The 17,743-nt window shown below is 45.5% G+C and carries 14 protein-coding genes; 8 read left to right on the top strand and 6 right to left on the bottom strand.

From position 1 onward, the window contains the following. The 4 genes from EGV92_RS12990 to msrB all read right to left on the bottom strand — a co-directional run. The coding region (locus tag EGV92_RS12990; RefSeq protein ID WP_131669725.1) for an Ig-like domain-containing protein at positions 1 to 1,345 on the bottom strand (1,345 nt) is incomplete at its 3' end. Between the two features lie 95 nt (positions 1,346 to 1,440). After that, on the bottom strand, positions 1,441 to 2,388 hold the full coding sequence (locus tag EGV92_RS12985) for an OmpA family protein (RefSeq protein ID WP_165525624.1): 948 nt from the start codon (positions 2,386 to 2,388) through the stop codon (positions 1,441 to 1,443). Positions 2,389 to 2,899: 511 nt separating this feature from the next. Then, positions 2,900 to 3,376: a glutathione peroxidase gene (locus EGV92_RS12980; RefSeq protein ID WP_131669723.1), complete on the bottom strand. Its 477-nt coding sequence runs from the start codon at positions 3,374 to 3,376 to the stop codon at positions 2,900 to 2,902. Between the two features lie 110 nt (positions 3,377 to 3,486). Beyond that, the gene (msrB, locus tag EGV92_RS12975) at positions 3,487 to 3,912 is read right to left on the bottom strand and encodes a peptide-methionine (R)-S-oxide reductase MsrB (RefSeq protein WP_131669722.1); all 426 of its coding nucleotides are present in this window, start codon (positions 3,910 to 3,912) and stop codon (positions 3,487 to 3,489) included. A 455-nt stretch (positions 3,913 to 4,367) separates the two neighbouring features. Here msrB and EGV92_RS12970 point away from each other — a divergent pair, with 455 nt between their 5' ends. Continuing rightward, positions 4,368 to 6,023 (top strand): aminotransferase class I/II-fold pyridoxal phosphate-dependent enzyme, encoded by a 1,656-nt coding sequence (locus tag EGV92_RS12970; RefSeq protein WP_131669721.1) that lies wholly within the window; start codon positions 4,368 to 4,370, stop codon positions 6,021 to 6,023. Between the two features lie 157 nt (positions 6,024 to 6,180). Here the strand turns inward: EGV92_RS12970 and EGV92_RS12965 are convergent, their stop codons facing one another. Both EGV92_RS12965 and EGV92_RS12960 read right to left on the bottom strand, forming a co-directional pair. Next, entirely contained in the window at positions 6,181 to 7,788 is a 1,608-nt protein-coding gene (locus tag EGV92_RS12965; protein ID WP_131669720.1) for an inorganic phosphate transporter, read from the bottom strand. 497 nt (positions 7,789 to 8,285) lie between these two features. Then, complete coding sequence (locus EGV92_RS12960; protein WP_131669742.1) at positions 8,286 to 9,821, bottom strand: ATPase; 1,536 nt, start codon at positions 9,819 to 9,821, stop codon at positions 8,286 to 8,288. An 883-nt stretch (positions 9,822 to 10,704) separates the two neighbouring features. On the opposite strand from EGV92_RS12960, the gene EGV92_RS12955 reads away from it, so the two are divergent. The 7 genes from EGV92_RS12955 (at position 10,705) to EGV92_RS12925 (ending at position 17,708) form a co-directional block, all read left to right on the top strand. Beyond that, on the top strand, positions 10,705 to 11,415 hold the full coding sequence (locus EGV92_RS12955) for an FFLEELY motif protein (RefSeq protein ID WP_131669719.1): 711 nt from the start codon (positions 10,705 to 10,707) through the stop codon (positions 11,413 to 11,415). Positions 11,416 to 11,615: 200 nt separating this feature from the next. Beyond that, the gene (ubiE, locus tag EGV92_RS12950; RefSeq protein ID WP_242678746.1) at positions 11,616 to 12,614 is read left to right on the top strand and encodes a bifunctional demethylmenaquinone methyltransferase/2-methoxy-6-polyprenyl-1,4-benzoquinol methylase UbiE; all 999 of its coding nucleotides are present in this window, start codon (positions 11,616 to 11,618) and stop codon (positions 12,612 to 12,614) included. A 190-nt stretch (positions 12,615 to 12,804) separates the two neighbouring features. Continuing rightward, positions 12,805 to 13,512 carry a ubiquinone biosynthesis accessory factor UbiJ gene (locus EGV92_RS12945; RefSeq protein ID WP_131669718.1) on the top strand — a complete coding sequence of 236 codons (708 nt, stop codon included), beginning with the start codon at positions 12,805 to 12,807 and terminating at the stop codon, positions 13,510 to 13,512. Between the two features lie 2 nt (positions 13,513 to 13,514). Continuing rightward, complete coding sequence (locus EGV92_RS12940; protein ID WP_131669717.1) at positions 13,515 to 13,721, top strand: hypothetical protein; 207 nt, start codon at positions 13,515 to 13,517, stop codon at positions 13,719 to 13,721. Next, the gene (locus EGV92_RS12935) at positions 13,721 to 15,367 is read left to right on the top strand and encodes an ABC1 kinase family protein (RefSeq protein ID WP_131669716.1); all 1,647 of its coding nucleotides are present in this window, start codon (positions 13,721 to 13,723) and stop codon (positions 15,365 to 15,367) included. The genes EGV92_RS12940 and EGV92_RS12935 overlap by 1 nt, the downstream gene beginning before the upstream one ends. 297 nt (positions 15,368 to 15,664) lie before the next feature. After that, positions 15,665 to 17,125 carry an FAD-binding oxidoreductase gene (locus tag EGV92_RS12930; protein WP_131669715.1) on the top strand — a complete coding sequence of 487 codons (1,461 nt, stop codon included), beginning with the start codon at positions 15,665 to 15,667 and terminating at the stop codon, positions 17,123 to 17,125. Between the two features lie 265 nt (positions 17,126 to 17,390). Then, positions 17,391 to 17,708, top strand: coding sequence for a hypothetical protein (locus tag EGV92_RS12925; protein ID WP_131669714.1), 318 nt, complete (start codon positions 17,391 to 17,393; stop codon positions 17,706 to 17,708). The last annotated feature ends 35 nt before the right edge of the window (positions 17,709 to 17,743 follow it).

Raw genomic sequence — 17,743 nt, 5'->3', positions numbered from 1 at the left:
CCGGGGCAATCTCAATGGCAACTCCGTCGTCGATGATTGCTTGGGTCACGGGGGCGACTTCACCGTTAACTGTTAGCGTGTCACCAACCTTGGTGCCTTCAGGGACGGTAACGGTGGCGGTGATGGTACTATCTTCACCCACCTCTTCGCTGTTATAAACGTCGTCAGCACCGGTGCTTTCAAAGCCAATAACTGGGGCAGTTGGCGCGGTAGTGTCGACACTATAATTCTGCGTAGTTGTAACCGTCAATGTAGTAGTATCATCGCTACTTAAAGTGGTAAAAGCGCCATCAACAGTCATGTCAGGGTCAGCAGCTAAGTCGCTTCCCAATACTGAAATAGCAAACTCACCATCTACATTAACTACACCAGTAAATTCTTTACCATTGACAGTTAATGTGACTTTATCATCAGCTTCATAGTTATCAGTTACAGTCCCTGTAATGACTATAGTTTCTCCAGCTTCAGCAGCATTTATAATATTGTCTTCTGTTACGTCATCAATTATCAGCTTTGGAATATCATCTTTAGCGATCACTGTCGCAGGCGTACTTTTACCTTTGGGTGTGGTTTGCGTGGCTTTCACTTCTGAGCCATCTTTGACTTCATCAGCGGGAATGGTAATCACACCAGTCTCAGGGTCAACCGTGACATTATCGTTAGGATCGTTGTCTGCCCATTTACCAGTATCAGGGTCTTTGGTAAAGGTTGGGCTTTTTTTATTACCCTCTTCATCGGTATAGGTGACGTCAGTTTCAGTCGCTTCAGACGTTGGCGTAACCGTGACACTGCCGTCGTCCTCGGCTGTAAGACTAGGTTTGGATATCACAGGAGGTGAGGGCTCATCGTTATCATCATTTTTACCAAGAGCCGCGCCAACCAATCCCAAGCCTCCTAAGCCTATCAACCAAGGTAGGATTGCGAAGCCATCATCACTTTGTCCTGCCCACCAAGGGGTGGACTGAGCAGGTCCTCCCAATGCCTGACCCTCAATATCACCAGGTTCGAGCTGGGTCACATAGTCAGATACTTCTGCGGTGTCAGGAATGTAATAGTAATAACTGCCATCTTCTGCCATACCAATAAGGGCTTGATCAGCCTTACTGTAAAACCCTTCAATGATTAGATCACTTTCTTGCCCGTCTTTGTCAAAAGAGAGATGCAGATCATTATTCACACGTTTGGTAATAACATGTTGAGGAGCGCGGCCTAATCCTTCTTCTAAAAACTCATAATTGACCCCTTTACCCGCTTTAATAACGTTAGGCTTACCATCATTGGTGATTATCTTGACACTCTGAATAGTCTCTTTAGCGTTATGTACTTTTACGTTGACTGTTTTCATATGGTTTTTCTCGTCCCGAAATTCTGTCTAATTTGTTGGTTTATTCAGTAACTTTTTGGACTAATAACGCTTGGCTACTTAAAAAAGAGGATGAGTTATCTTTGTTCAACGACGGCGATAACGCGTCTATTTTGTTGCCGACCATCCATCGTAGTGTTACTAGCTATAGGGCGAGACTCGCCATAACCCATGGCAGTTAAACGATTAGGGGCTATACCATATTGTTCGATGAGTAGTTTTTGTACCGCTTGAGCCCGTCTCTCAGACAGTTTTTGGTTATAAGCATCACTGGCAGTACTGTCTGTATGACCTTCGATAATAGCGTTGGTATCGCCATACTTTTTCATAAAAGTAGCGACGTCTTCGACTTTACTAAAGTACTGGGGCTTGATAACTGCTTTGTCAGTATCAAAGAGAATGCGCATCTCAGTGCTAACCTTCTCTTCAAATATAGGAGCGATAACGGGCACGGTAGGCGGAGATACAGTGGGAGGCGCTACCACTTTAACCTCAGAGCAATTGGGGACTACTCGGCTAATCTGGTGCTGTTGGTAACGTTTATTGATAAATAATTTTTGTGCGGATTCAGGAGTTACTTGGGTTAAGCTGATGTGCTTTTGATCATCAACTTCGATATAAAAGAAATAGTTTTGTTCGGTAGGCAAAGTGACTTCAATAGCATTTTTTAGCAGATCATTAGTCTTCTGGGAAGTCGTGACCGCGCTAATACTATTAATACCAATACAAGAATAGACTTGCGTAAAACCACCAGGCTGTAAGCTAGTCTGATATTCGCCATTAATAGCTAGATTGACACTGGTTTGTGCACCATCTGCATCAGACTGACGAATGAAGTATAGGCTGACCCTATTTTTTGGGATCGGCTTGGCCAATAAAGTTTGCACATCCACATCAACTTGCTTGCGCCAAGTGATATGCTCGATCATTTTCATATCTTGTTTCGCTAGTGCACCTTGTTCATAAGTGAACAAAAGTACAGTTGCTATTAAGATTTTGAAAAATTGCTGTAATTTCATTGGCATAACCATATATCCCTAAATATTAGTTATCTTATGACTCCATCACAAAAAATATTGTTGAGATTCTCGCAATATATTTATTAACAATATCACAGATAATTAAACATTTGTCTATTAATTTGGCGATTTAATATGTAGCCCAGTGTTAATAGGATAAAAATTACAACATTTGTTTTTGTTTATTTTTTATTGAAATGCTAGATATCCGGTTCAATAAAAAGGCCTTTTCTGTTATTAAGAAAAGGCCTTTTTTTAGGAATACTCTTATTTTTTGGCTAAAAATATAGTCTAAAATTCTGCAACAGGTGGTGTTTTATAAAATTTTATTGAACAACTGTTATGATATTATTATCTAAATAACCATTTTAGAACGGTGATTTGCTACTCTTAAATAGTCCCCTTAACCTGTTACAACCAAATAAGATTCTAGAGACTAAAAAAGCCTCCATTTCTGAGGCTAATTGCTTGCTACTTATTAGGTAGCCTTTTATTAGGTAGCCTTAAAATACAGTATTTATAACAGCGTTTTAATATCCTCCTCTAGGGCTTCTGGTTTCGTAGTCGCCGCATAACGTTTCACCACGTCACCATCTTTATTGACTAAGAACTTAGTGAAGTTCCACTTGATTGCATCGGTCAAAAACCCACCTTGCTGCTGTTTTAACCACTTGTAGACAGGGTGAGTGTCTTTGCCATTAACGTCCACTTTTGCCATCATTGGGAAGCTGACACCATAGTTTTTTTGGCAAAATGCACCAATCTCATCAGCCGCGCCTGGCTCTTGGTGACCAAACTGATTACAAGGAAAACCAATAACCACCAAATCCTGATCTTGATATCGTTGATATAGCTGCTCTAAGCCTTCGTATTGCGGCGTGAATCCACACTTACTGGCGGTATTGACGATGAGTAATACCTTATCTTTATAGTCGGCGAAATCCTGCGTTCCACCCTCTAGTGTCTCTACTTTAAAGTCATAAATACTGGTCATGGGTTTGTCCTTAAGGTTTTTTAATTGGCGCTTATTGGCAATTGTGAGCAGTTATCGACAGTTGCTACCATTGTCGCACCCCACTAGTTTCTATCCTACCTAGGATGCTGCTACTTAGCCGACTCATCTAAATCGATAGCGACTGAATTAATACAGTAACGCATGCCAGTGGTCTCTTGAGGCCCATCAGGAAATACATGACCGAGATGCGCTCCGCAGTTACTACAGGTTACCTCGACACGGCGCATACCAAGAGAGTTATCCTCATGCTCATCTACGGCGCTGTCCGCAATCGTAGCATCGAAGCTTGGCCAGCCACAGCCTGAATGAAATTTATTGTCCGAAGTGAATAACTTGGCACCGCAGCCTTTACAGCGGTATATACCTGCCTCTTCACTATCTGTGTACAGCCCAGTAAACGGCCGCTCAGTCCCCTTTTCTCTTAATACATGGTACTCCTCTGGGGTCAAACGCTCACGCCAGTCTGCCTCTGTCAGTTGGGCGATTTCTTCTTTACTTAATTCACGATCTTGCATAGTGGCTCCTATGATTCAGTTTAATAACTCAATAGTTTAATGAAGATGCTAGATAAATTACCTTTTAGCGTAATACAAAATAACCACCACCACCTTTTAATAAATGTTAATGCCTATGTTGGCAAACTCTTGAATTAGCTTCCTATGGCAGCTTCAAGTTCTCTTATTCCCCACTGTTCATGCCCCTTTTTAGACCAAGCTTGATACTGTTCACTTAAGCCCCGTAAGCTAACGATAGACATATACTTACTACTTTTTTGCAAGTATATCTTGCACTTAATAGCCTATAGTAAATTTTTATTAAAATTAACGTAAATCTAATGACTATCTACTTGCAAACATATTGATATTGCAATAATATCTTGCATTAGTTTTAGGAGTATTGTTGCACAACAAAACAATGTTCAATATCAACCCCTAATAGGCTCTCTATTGTGCCCACTATTGGACCGACTATGACCTCAACTCCAGACCACCAAGCTCAAGGCGAGCGCCTAAATAAGCTGCGTAAAGCCAAAGGCTTAACAGCAGAGCAACTTGCTACCGCCATGACAGAAGCTGGCGCTAAAGTCAGCCGCGGCGCTATCTCAAACTGGGAGCGGGGTATCAATGGAATTGTCTCCTCTAAGCTACCAACATTGGCACGAATATTAGACTGCTCAGAAGGATATCTGCTGCGTGGGGAGCTGGAATCCTCAGCGACACCTAAGCTCTATACGTCATCACAACAGCAGCCTATCGATAACGAAGCGCAACAGCCTGAAATATCAGCAATCAGCACCCCCTCTTCTTCTAATAATAAGCGTGGTAATACCATGAATGCTCTAAAAAAATCCAATAAACTGCAGAACGTCTGCTACGATATTCGCGGTCCATTACTCAAAACGGCAGTGAGAATGGAGTCAGAAGGTCAACGCATCCTCAAATTGAACGTCGGCAACCCTGCGCCATTCGGTCTAGATGCCCCCAATGAGATACTTCGTGACGTGGCACTGAACTTAGCAAATGCTACCGGCTACTCAGACTCTCAAGGTATTTTTGCTGCGCGCAAGGCGATACTGCACTACTATCAGTCAAAAGGTCTACTATCAGCGGTCGATGTCCGTGATGTCTATCTTGGCAATGGGGTCTCTGAGCTGATTGTCCTGACCATGCAGGCGCTGATGAATGATGGTGATGAGGTACTGATTCCTATGCCAGACTATCCGCTTTGGACAGCAGCAGCCAACCTTGCTGGCGGTACTGCCGTCCATTACCGCTGTAATGAAGCTGACAACTGGCAACCTGATATCGACGATATTAAATCCAGAATCACGGATAAGACCAAAGGCATCGTCGTAATCAATCCTAATAACCCTACTGGTGCCTTATATTCAGATGATATCCTTCGTCAGATTATTGATGTGGCTAAGCAATACAATCTCGTCATTATGGCCGATGAGATTTATGACCGTGTGCTATACGATAATGCGGTGCATACGCCAATGTGTACTCTGACGGACGACGTATTAGTACTGTCTTATAATGGTTTATCCAAGTCGCACCGCGTAGCTGGCTTTCGCGCCGGTTGGATGATGGTCTCTGGTAAGAAGGATCACGCCGCTGACTTTATAGAAGGCTTAGATATGCTGGCCTCAATGCGGCTATGCGCGAATGTAACTGCGCAATACGCTATTCAGACCGCAATGGGCGGCTATCAGAGTATGCAGATGCTGACTTCTGAGGCGGGCCGACTTTATAAGCAGCGCGCCTTAGCCATTGAGCGCCTAAATGCCATCCCGGGTATCTCTTGTACGATGCCACAAGGGGCGTTTTATTGCTTTCCTAAGATCGACCTTGATATCTATCCTATCACCGATGACATGCAGTTTATGATGGAGCTACTAGAGGATGAAAAAGTACTGATGGTTCAAGGGACTGGATTTAACTGGGACGCGCCCGATCACTTCCGCGTGGTATTTTTACCCAACCTTCACGACCTAGAAGATGCCATGAACCGTCTGGATCGCTTCTTCGCCAAAAAGCGCAAACAGTTTGGTACAGAAGCTCTAGCCTTGAAAGCTCAAACTGTGAAGGAAAGCAAAGATGGCCGCGTAAAAGAAGCTGGTTAGCAGCAGCTAGCTGATGGCCTTGTTTAACCTTATACCAAAGCCTGTATAGAAGCACCAATAAATTCGTAAGACCAAAAAAACCGCCGGATAATCACTAGACTATCCGGCGGTTTTTAATGTTCAAACGCTTTATAGCTCAAATGAGCAATAGGTAATCCTAAAAAATATAGCTGAGCACGATAAAGCTCAAGGCAGACATCGCTGCGGCCGCAGGTAGAGTAACCACCCAAGCCAGTCCGATAGGCTTCATTAGCGCCCAATTGGTATCTTTATTCACGATACCGATACCCAATACTGCACCCACTAGAGTATGCGTACTCGATACAGGTAGCCCAAGCATTGAGGCGCCCATGACCACCGCTGCTGCGGACAACTCAGCGGCAAACCCTGACGCAGGATGCATCTTAGCCAAGTTAGTGCCGACGGTCTGGATGACCTCCTTACCAATGAACCATAGACCGACGATGAGGGCAACACCAAAGGTCAGCATGACTGGTGTAGGCACGGCCGCTTGAGCTGAGATTGTATTTAAGCGTATGACATCCATAATCGCTGCAAACGGGCCGACAGCATTGGCAATATCATTAGAGCCGTGACTAAAAGCGAATCCTGAAGCGGTAAATACCTGCATCCAGCTAAACATAATAAAGGTCGCTTTTGATAAATCCTCTTTAAGCTTACCGCGGATACTTTTGGTATAGATAAAGGTCGTCAGCCAGATTAGAGCACCGACCATACCTATCACTAAGAAGGCATGCAGTGTGGACAGATCAAGGTTCACATTCTTAAGTCCCTTGAATACCACCATAGCAGTCATAATCATACCGCCGAGCGCAGCGATTAGCGGTACCCATGTTTTTAGAGCTTTTAGTGTGTCAAGATTATTACGCTCGCGCTCAATATCATATAGCTCACGGTAGTAGTCAGTCTCTAGATCATTTCGACTACAGTCTTCGTCTTTATAGATCTCTTGATCACGCAGCATCGCTGAGGTGTATGACAGCTGCAGAGACTCTGATAACTGCTCAAAGAATACTTTGTGATTCTTTTTGATGGCTTTTTTGGCGACTTTGAGCTCTTGAACTCGAGCTTCAGCCAGATCGTTGTAAGCTAGGATGTTCTTCTTAATTTGACCATACAGCACATACGATAAGGCACCACCGAGTAACGGTGATAATACCCAAGAGATGGCAATCTGACCAATCTTGCTCCAAGACACAGTCGATAAGGCCATATCAACGCCGCCAAGATAGATACCTAGGACAATAGAGCTACCGACTACGCCGCCGATAATAGAATGCGTGGTGGAGACTGGTAGTCCTTTTTTGGTGGCGAACAATAACCAAAATGCGGCAGCGATTAACGCCGAGAGCATAACGTAGATGAACTGATTGGGGGTCACCATCAGGCCATCAAGATTGACGATACCCTTGCGAATGGTATCCGTCACCTCCCCACCTGCAATAACCGCACCTGAGACCTCAAATATGGCTGCAACACCTAATGCTTGCGGGATAGTTAGAGTCCCTGCACCGACTGAAGTACCAAAAGAGTTGGCCACATCGTTACCACCGATGTTAAAGGCCATAAATATCCCAAACAGGGTAGCAATAACGAATAACAACGTCTGCTGATGGAAAGTATAGTCCAGACCCCACCATAAAAAGTAAGCGGTCATCAGGACTAATACGGTAGCGAAGACAATATTGACTCTCATAGAGCCAACTTGACGAGTTGGCTGCGCGGAGGTGGTACTAATGCCCATAAATTAGGATGCCTTGTACTGACTCACGATAAACGCTAGATGTTTATCGTGACAGTGAATCAACTGATAATAAGAGCTTAGAAACTGTGTAAAAATAGCGCTCTATTATAAAGAGGTTGTCATAATATTCAATCATAGATGGCTATTTTGGATGAAACATAATAAAAAACATTTATATTGAATCTTCTTAGACAAGCAAAACGCAGCCAACCTCTAGTAAGCATTAACAACCGGCTCACTACAGGTAGACAGTAGGGTAACGCTAGAGGTTTTTTTACAGTCGATAACGCGCTGAAATAAGGTTATTAAGAATTAGCCCTAAATAAGCAACCGTCGAATTCACTCAGATAGAATACCGGTCATCAAGCGGCTACTTTGCAAAGCTTAATCGACTGATTAAAAGCAGCGGTTTAAAAACAGCTGCTTGACAATAAGTTATCGATAATTATCAGCCTAACATGCTTTAACTAAAACCCCTTTAGCTAAAGCACTTTTAACTAAAATACCTTTTTATAACGCTCAGGATCTAGTGCTTTGGTCAGCTGCTTGATGGCATGATCCAATACTAGCAATCTAGCCGTTCGCTTGTCATTGGTAGCAACCATATACCAAGGGGCCACTTCTGTACTGGTACGTTGCAGCATATCAGAGGCTGCTTGCACATAGTCTTGCCAGCGATCTCGGTTACGCCAGTCATCATCGGTCAGCTTAAACTGCTTGTGCGGCGTGTCCTTTCGGTCTTCAAAGCGCGCCAATTGCTCGTGCTTGTCAATCGCTAACCAGTATTTGATCACTATCGTCCCAGAAGCGGTTAAGTCAGCTTCAAAGCGGTTGATCTCGTCGTAAGCTCGCTGCCACTCGCTATTGCTGGCAAAGCCCTCAACTCGCTCAACCAGTACTCGACCATACCAAGTGCGGTCAAAGATAGCGACTCGGCTAATCCGATCAGATCGGGTATCGGGCAAGCGTGTCCAAAACCGCCATAAATAAGGGTGCTCAAGCTCATAGCGCATCGGTGCACCGATATTATATATCTGATATTCTCTAGGGTCCAATGGCGCCACCAAGCGCTTGATCGCACCGCCCTTTCCCGCCGCATCCATACCCTCAAAAGCAAAAATCACATGCCGATCACCCCGCGCGCGAAGCAACTTGGCAACTTGTGCTTGCTTGTCCGCCAGCTTATCTTTGTAGTCAGACTTATCCATGTCTGGATCATCAATATCTGTCAGCTTATCAGGGATATCCGCCCAGACGAACTTGTGCATTGGCTTTTTATACGCTTCGCCAGCCAGTCCATTGCCGATAGCAGACTGACTACTTTGTACGGCTACTTGCATCGCGTGTAAGACGTGATGACAGAAACTCAAAGTCGCTTGATCAGTATCCGAACCATCAATAATGACCCAGTCCCCTTGCTGACCCAATACTTGCTTGGCTGCCTCATTGAACTTATCTAAGACCTTATCATTTGACCAGTCAATTTGATACAGCTGCTCAGGGTCAGCATTTTCATCATTTAGCCGTGACTTTAAAGTCTCTCGATCGATATGGAACCAGCACTTAAGCACCTTGGTATCATTATTCACAAGGTCTTTTTCAAAGATAGACAGCTGAGTCAGCTGAGTCTGTAGATATTGCTGCCAATCCACCTTGGCGTCTTTGTCTGCGACTTTTTGCATTACCTCATAGAGCAGATCCGCGTACCAATTACCAAAGTACACCATAACATCGCCATGCCGCGGCAACTCTTTAGTATGCGCTTGCCACAGTGGCTGTGAAGGCAGTGCTGGATGACCAATAGTGGCCTCCACTTTGAGCAGTCGCGGATCGACCCACTGACGTAGCTGCTTGACTGCCTCGCCTTTTCCTGCCAGCTCAATACCATTTACTAGTACCAATAGCCCCGTGGGCTGAACACCGGGCTGCTCAGTAAGGCGGGTCTCGCGAAGAGCATATTGGGTAGTGATAAGAGATAGCCTTAACGCATCTTCATCAAGTGAAAACTGGCTCAATGGATTAATGGTCAGCATCTCTGCAATTTCAGGATGATCCACATACGTCTTCTCAGCCAGTAGCTCAAGCGTCGTATCTGCGATATTTTGACTGCCCTTTGACGCATCTTTTTCTTTTTTGTCTTTCGCGTGCTTTTTTTTGCTCATAGTTTCTCGCCCCTTTTCTCATTATCTTGCATAATATTTTTCATTATCATAAATGGTCTTATTACCTTACCTCAGTCAAGTTTAGCTGACCAGTACATAATAGTTATTAGCATCAGATTGATCCTATTACAGCTGCTACTTTTAACAGGTACTGGGAAGCAGTCTTCCTAAAAACACCCTCAGCTTTAAGGTTGTCTCTAAGGCGTATTTACCACTTATCATCAGTCTTAAAGAACCGCGCTATTTTGCCACTGGTATATTAATAATAGATGATTGGGATAACTAAATTTACTATAGTCGGTCGAATATAAAACAGGTACAAGTCAAGTTAGTTGCTGATATAGAGGGTACTCGTATAGATGGTACTGGTCTAAATATTTCTAGTTTGCTGCGAGTAAGCTGACAGAGGCTGCAAAAAATCTTCCCAGTCTCACTGTATTGTTTTTATATAAAATTCACTATATTTTTAACTTTGCAGCAATGAGAGTTTTGAATCAGGCAAAATAGTCCGGCTGCTACTACCGAATAGCAAACACACGCTGATAACAGTTTGCCATTTGAGTTCTATCTCAATTTATCCTAAGGTAGCTCACAATTATCAGCAGTTGTACCTTTAACCAATATTCAGCTATCTAATTAGCCTTCAAGCATTTAGCCCTCATGCATCAAGAGGACGCTATTCAGTTAGAGCGTACTGGCTGCCAAACTATAAGACCTACTTTTGTTGAATAACTTAAAACTAGGAATATTAACTATGTCTGCACTCTCAGACCTACAAACCTATCTTAATCATTATCGCCAGCTGCCCCATCATAGTGATGCAGCGCTGTCGCAAAAGCTTAAAGAGGTGCAGTCGTGGCAACGCGCTCGTATTAAGAACACTCACCAAGCGCTATTTAGCCAGCCCCAAAATGTCCCAATGGCGCATTATTTCGTCAACAAGCTCTATGGTGGTGATGAGTTTGATATATTGGCTAAGCAGCTTGAGCGCATTGTTCCCAAAGCACAAAAACTTGAGCGGCTGGCCCCAGCAGCAGCGCTTGATACAGGGTCGCGAGCTATCCATTCTGCTATTGTCGCTACTGAGCTTGATCTCCACTTAGCCGAATGGTTGTTAGAAAAAAACTTGCCAGTCAATGAGGACAGTATGCTACTGGCCTATCGTGAGGTTGATGAAGCTGACGAGAGACGCGAGCAGCTGGCTTCGCTAAAAGATGTCTGCTATCGCACTGATAAATATATTAACTCATTCATGTTACAAAAGGCCTTCGCTCTTGCCAAAGGCACGGCTTATAAATACAACTATCAACCGTTATACGACTTTATGGCAGAAGGCTTTGCCGCGATGAAACCCCTACGTAATGTTGCTAGCTTTATTGAGCCTGTTTGCGAGCGTGAACTACAAATCATAGACCACGTACATCAGCCGAATAACGACGGCAGAATTGAGCCGTTTGGTGTATGATATCTGCATTATTAATGACAAATTAAACGTAGCTTATAGGACGTCTCATGACTACCAATCTATCAAATAACGCTGTCTCTGAAACTGACCTATCCCAGACTCCTGAAACCTCGAGTGCGTCTGCGACTTCTAGCACTAGAAAGACCGACGGTCTGCAAGAAAAGCTGGTCAAAGACAGCCTCAAGCAAAACCAAGAAACCATGGCAAAGGTGCAATCGAGCGCCGCAACCAATGCGGTCGAATCAGCCTTTACTCGCGCTGAGGATCTGCCCACTGGTGCGCCGCAAGGTCAACAAAATACTCAGCCCTATGCTACGCCTACTGACTCATCAGTAACAGCCTCTCAGACGCAGCAGCAATCTTCAGCTCAGTCTGAACAAAATCGGCACTCGCACTATCCACCACGGTTTAACCCACGTGATGATATCAACAACCCTCATACCCCTGAGACTGATGGCTTAGAAGAGACCCATTTTGGCTATAAAAAGGTCAAAAAGGCCGAAAAGCAAGCCAAAGTTGCTGATGTCTTTACTTCGGTGGCAAAAAAATACGACATTATGAATGATTTAATGTCTTTTGGCATTCACCGCTTATGGAAGCGCTTTGCCATTAGCTTAAGCGGAGTCCGGGCAGGTCAGCATGTCCTTGATATTGCTGGTGGTACTGGCGACTTAGCCAAAGTCTTCAGTCGTGAAGTAGGTCGCCGTGGTCATGTCGTACTGTCTGACATTAATGAAGCCATGCTAGAGGTCGGCCGTGAGCGCCTAATCAATGCTGGTTGTAATAACGTCGACTTTATTCTAGCAAACGCTGAAACCTTAGCCCCTTTTGATGACAACTCTTTTGACTTAGTGACCATCAGCTTTGGCCTTCGTAACGTCACGGACAAAGATGCCGCGCTACGCGCCATGTACCGTGTGCTAAAGCCAGGTGGTCGTCTGCTTATTTTAGAGTTCTCCAAACCGGTGTTTGAGCCTTTATCCAAGGCCTATGACATCTATTCATTTACTGCATTGCCGCTCATGGGCAAGCTGGTCGCAGGAGACTCCGAAAGCTATCAGTATCTTGCTGAGTCTATCCGTATGCACCCCAATCAGCAGACCCTTAAGCAAATGATGGAAGAGGCAGGCTTTGCAAACTGCGACTATCATAACTTAACCGCTGGCATTGTCGCTGTGCACCGGGGCTTCAAAAAGTAAAAGTTAATAGGTCGATACTGTCATAAAAAGTAGCGCTTTTATCCGACTAGCCTTTGAGCTTATATACTCTAAGTACTCAGTCCAAAAAAGCGCTACTGCTAGGTGAAAGTCAGTCGTCCATCATTGGTTTGGGCGCTACTACTGCTTATTGGACTATTTGCTCATTCAATATAATTAAAAGGGTCTTCTTATGCTTACCGTCTTAATATTAGCTGGCGCTGAAAAGCTAATTAACCTTGCTCTACGCAGTGACGAGATTACCCAGGCGGGACTTATTCCGTTGTCAGGCAAAGTGCTGCGCCTAAATATGCAGATGCCTGACTTGCATATTGACATCCTCTTTAACGATGATCACTTGCGCTTTGAGCCTGTGACTACCGATAGTGTCTTTGAGCCTCGTGGTACTGCTAGCTATAGCGATAATGAACGCTCAAGAGCTAGTGTAGCCGCTGCTGGTATGGGACATATTACGCCAGACTGCACCCTTAACGTCGCAAACCCTGCTGAGCTACTTAATCTAATGCGCGGTACTCAGGGTAATTTACCCATCGAGGGCGACTATAAGGTCTTAATGCAGCTCAAACAGCTAATCAGTGGCTTTGATCCAGATATTGCAGCTCAGCTTGAGCCACTAATCGGCGTACCCCTTGCCGCCCAGCTGGGATTATTAATTCAGCAGCTCAAAGGCACGCTAAAGCACACGGCCAAGCACACCTTTGATGATGTGGCAGACTGGGCCAATGATATCGCTGGTAATGGTAAGGCAGATCCCGAAGCTGAAGCCGAGGTCAATGACCTAAAGCAGCAGTTGCTTAAGCTTCGTGCCGATATCGAGCGTGAAGAAGCTAGGCTTGCTATGATCAAAGCAGAACAACAAAAAATCAGACAAGGAGACTAGCCTTGTCTGATGCTGATGCCAGTAGTTCAACTATAAAAGATGCCGCCGAGCGCCCGAAAGACATTGCAATTAGCGAAGATCTTCATACCCTTATTGCTACTGGTCTAAGGCATTCAGAAACGCTAGTGCTACCAGCCTATTTAACAATTGTCGTACGCGAGCTACTGCATCGCATCCATTCCAATAACAATATTGTGACCTTTAACTAATGCTCTTTTCTTATCGTAAGCGCCTACTTGAACTGTGGCGCATCGCTGCCCATTACCGCATTGATACCCACTTGCCCATTGAGGATGCACCGCAGCTACAGCCCATTGCGCGGCTTATTCGGCTCCATCCAGCGGCATGGCGTAAAGCCCATCAGCCCAATGGCGTCAAGCTCGCTCTTGAGGAGATGGGCACACTATTTCTAAAGCTTGGTCAGCTGCTCTCAACGCGCCGTGATTTAGTGACGCCTGAGATTATTGATCAGCTGGTGCAACTACAAGACCGCGTCAAACCCTTTAATGTAGAGGTGGCTATCGCGCAAATCGAAGACCCTAAACACGGTCTGGGCGCCTCTATCGACGAGTTATTTGCACGCTTTGATGTCAAGCCATTGGCAGCGGCTTCCATTGCCCAAGTACATACAGCTGCCTTTCATGATGGCCGCGAAGTGGTTGTTAAAGTCGTGCGACCTGATATCCGTGAGACCATCGTTGCCGACTTCGAGCTACTGCGTGAGATGGCGCAGTGGACCTCAGCTCGTATTGAAGCGGCGCGAGCCGTGCATATCATCGATATTGTCGAAGACTATCGTCAGGTCATGCTGGCCGAGTTAGACTTGACCTTTGAGGCTGACAATACCACACAGATGCGTAATAACTTCTTAGGCTCAGCCCTCATGTACGTACCAGAAGTGTATGCAGCTGGCAAAAATGTCATGGTCATGGAGCGTATCCGCGGTGTGCCCATCTCCCATACCCATGTCTTTGATGAGCTAGGATATGATCGAGCAGCGCTAGCGGAACGCGGCCTGACGATATTTTTTACCCAAGTCTTTCGTGATAATTTCTTTCACGCGGATATGCATCCAGGCAATATCTTTGTCGAAGTTGCACCGCCTGAGGTCATTCAAGCCCATCCAAACTACACACCCCGCTATATCGGTCTTGACTGCGCCATTATGGGTGAGCTGTCCAAAGACGATCAGCTGATCGTCGCTCGTATGCTGCTGTCGGTGATCAATAATAACTTCACAGCCCTTGTCGATATCGTCAGCCGTGCTGGGTGGATTCCGCCCAACGCCGACAAACATGCACTGACTCGTGATATGCGCCGGACCGTGTCGCCTATGCTGCAAAAGCCGATCAATGAGATAGATTTTGCTGGGGTATTGATGCAGATTCTTGATATCGCTCGTCGCCACCACATGACTATCCCGCCGCAGCTCATGCTACTGCTTAAGACCTTGGTCCATGTCGAAGGCTTGGGCCGTGATCTCTATCCTGAGCTGGATATCTGGTCACTTGCTAAGCCTATCCTTACCGGCTGGGTCAAAGAGCAGCTCGATCCAGTTCGCAATCTACAACAGCTTCGTAGTCAATTGCCTGAACTGCTCCTTACCAGTGCTCAGCTACCGAAGCTTCTTGATCAAGGACTACAAAGTCTGGCAACGCAAGGCTCAAGACAGGATGATCAGCTGCGTGAGATCCAGCAGATCCGCGCCGATATGCTCAACGATCGCCGCCGTGATTGGTTTGCACTGGCAGGCTTTGTTATTAGTGTCACTATCGCCACTCAGGTCATTGGTTGGCTATCGCCGCTGTTTTATATTATTGGCCTTATCTTTGTTATCTGGCGTATGGTAGGCTAACAGCAGATGCGGTACAGATGTAGTACGTTTATTATAAAAATGGTACAGCAGTACTGGGATGAATTTTTCGCAGCCTCTGTCGCTGTCGGTGCGCTCGCAGCAAGCCAGAAAAATGTATAGCAGCTGCGCATCACTTTACGATGACTCTATTTTATTTAGACTAGACTATAGCGACAATGTAGTAAGCCGTGAATCGATAAAACCTGTTAAAAACATCTATTAATAAAAAGTTTCATTACAACCCTATTACCCCCGTGACAGTATTGTCGCGGGTTTAAGCTTTCATAGGAGTCTTCTATGACCACTTTATCCACCGCCCCCATTACCCCGTATAACCTTAACCAAGCTGACCCTGCTAGCAAGCCAGATCACTCTGAGGCTATTGCCGCACTACAAGCCCAGTTTGCTGAGCAGCTGAGCGTTAATCCTACTGTGTGTGAGCAGCATGGTCATACCATGACTTGGCTTGCCAATCAGCCACCCGATGCGGTGCTCACCGCCCACGATAAACATGACGTTGCCAAGGCCGTCGCCATCTGTAACCAGTATCAGATGCCTGTCATTGCTTTTGGTATTGGCTCCTCACTAGAAGGTCAGCTTAATGCGCCATTCGGTGGCTTATGTATCGATATGCATGCGATGGATGCTATCGTTCAGGTCAACAATGAGGACCTTACTGTTACTGTCCAACCGGGGGTGACCAGAGAGCAGCTTAACCACTACTTGCGTGACACTGGCTTGTTTTTCCCCATTGATCCAGGGGCTAATGCCAGTATTGGTGGTATGGTAGCCACCCGCGCTTCAGGCACCAACGCCGTCCGTTACGGCACGATGAAAGATGTGGTACTGGCCTTAGAAGTCGTTACCGCCAGCGGCGAGATTATCCGCACCGGTACTCGGGCCAAAAAATCTGCTGCAGGCTACGACTTGACGCGGTTGATGATTGGCTCAGAAGGGACTCTGGGTATCGTCACTGAAATAACGCTCAAACTATTCGGTATTAGTGAATGTGTCGCCAGCGGTATCTGTCACTTCCCTAGCATTGAAGACGCTTGTCAGGCGGTTATGATGACCATCCAGATGTGTCTACCCATTGCTCGTATTGAGCTACTTGACGCGCTGCAAATCAAGGCTTGTAACCAATATGCCAATCTTGATCTTACCGAGACACCGACTTTGTTTGTCGAGTTTCATGGCACCGATGATGGTGTTCGTGAGCAGGCACAAACCTTTGCAGATATTATCGAAGAGTTCGGTGGTACAGACTTTGCTTGGGATACAGACGAGACAGAGCGCAAACGACTGTGGCAAGCCCGTCACAATGCCTATCATGCTAGCGCTGCACTACGACCCAGTGCTAAACCCTTATCAACTGATGCCTGCGTGCCAATATCACGCCTAGCAGAATGTGTTAGTGCGACGGCTAAGGATATCGAAGAAGCAGGGATGATCGGCCCGATTGTTGGTCATGTTGGTGATGGTAATTTCCACGTTTTATTATTGGTAGATACCACCAATCCAGAAGAGATTGCCACGGCTGAGGACATTATCGGTCGTCTCGCCATGCGAGCTATTGAGATGGACGGCACTTGTACTGGTGAGCATGGCATCGGTCAGGGCAAGCGGCAATATATGGACAAGGAGCATGGCAACGCTATTGGGATCATGCGCGCTATTAAGACAGCGCTAGACCCTAATAATATTCTTAATCCTGGTAAGATCTGGCCGCAGTCTTTGTCACAGGCAAATGTAGCGTAGTAGGTAATAGAGTGAAGTATCAATAAATCCGACATCTATTAGAGCGTACAACGGGTCAAGCTCCTATTGCTGGTTGTGTGCTCAGACCTTACACCGCCTACAAAAACTTATACCAGTATCATGATTAAACCTAGTTGTATCGCTTTGGATTCAGTTATATCGATAATTTTGATGATACTAAAGACTATAATTGTTATGCTAATCAGCTATAGATCAGCTCCTTGATTAGTAGTTGGGCCTGTAAATTAGATAATTTAGAGATTTTATGAATAACCCTTTAAAAGCCACTAGCGCCTCACGTCCGGGCAACAGCAAAATTAAGCGCTCAAGCCAAGTCTCCTTAGTACTGCTAGGCTCATTAGCGCTTTGGGGTTGTAGTAAGACCGACACCTATCAGTACGCTGACAAGCAAGATTGCGTCAAGGACTGGGGCGAGACCGAGTGCGAGCAGCAAGGTGAGCGGCGACGCGGTGGTTATTTTTTCTATGCCGCTGCTGCGCGCTACGGCGCCAATCAAGCTCGTCACGCTCAGTCGGTAAAACGTGGTGGTTTTGGCAGTCGCTTTAGTAGTGGCCGTAGCTAGCCAAGGATTTAAGCCTGTTAAGCCAAACCTTATGC

It is taken from the genome of Psychrobacter pygoscelis (genome assembly GCF_004335015.1).
GTDB classification, from domain to species: domain Bacteria; phylum Pseudomonadota; class Gammaproteobacteria; order Pseudomonadales; family Moraxellaceae; genus Psychrobacter; species Psychrobacter pygoscelis.
Note: the sequence above shows the minus strand (reverse complement) of the source record. Positions and strands in the feature narration are given on the sequence as shown.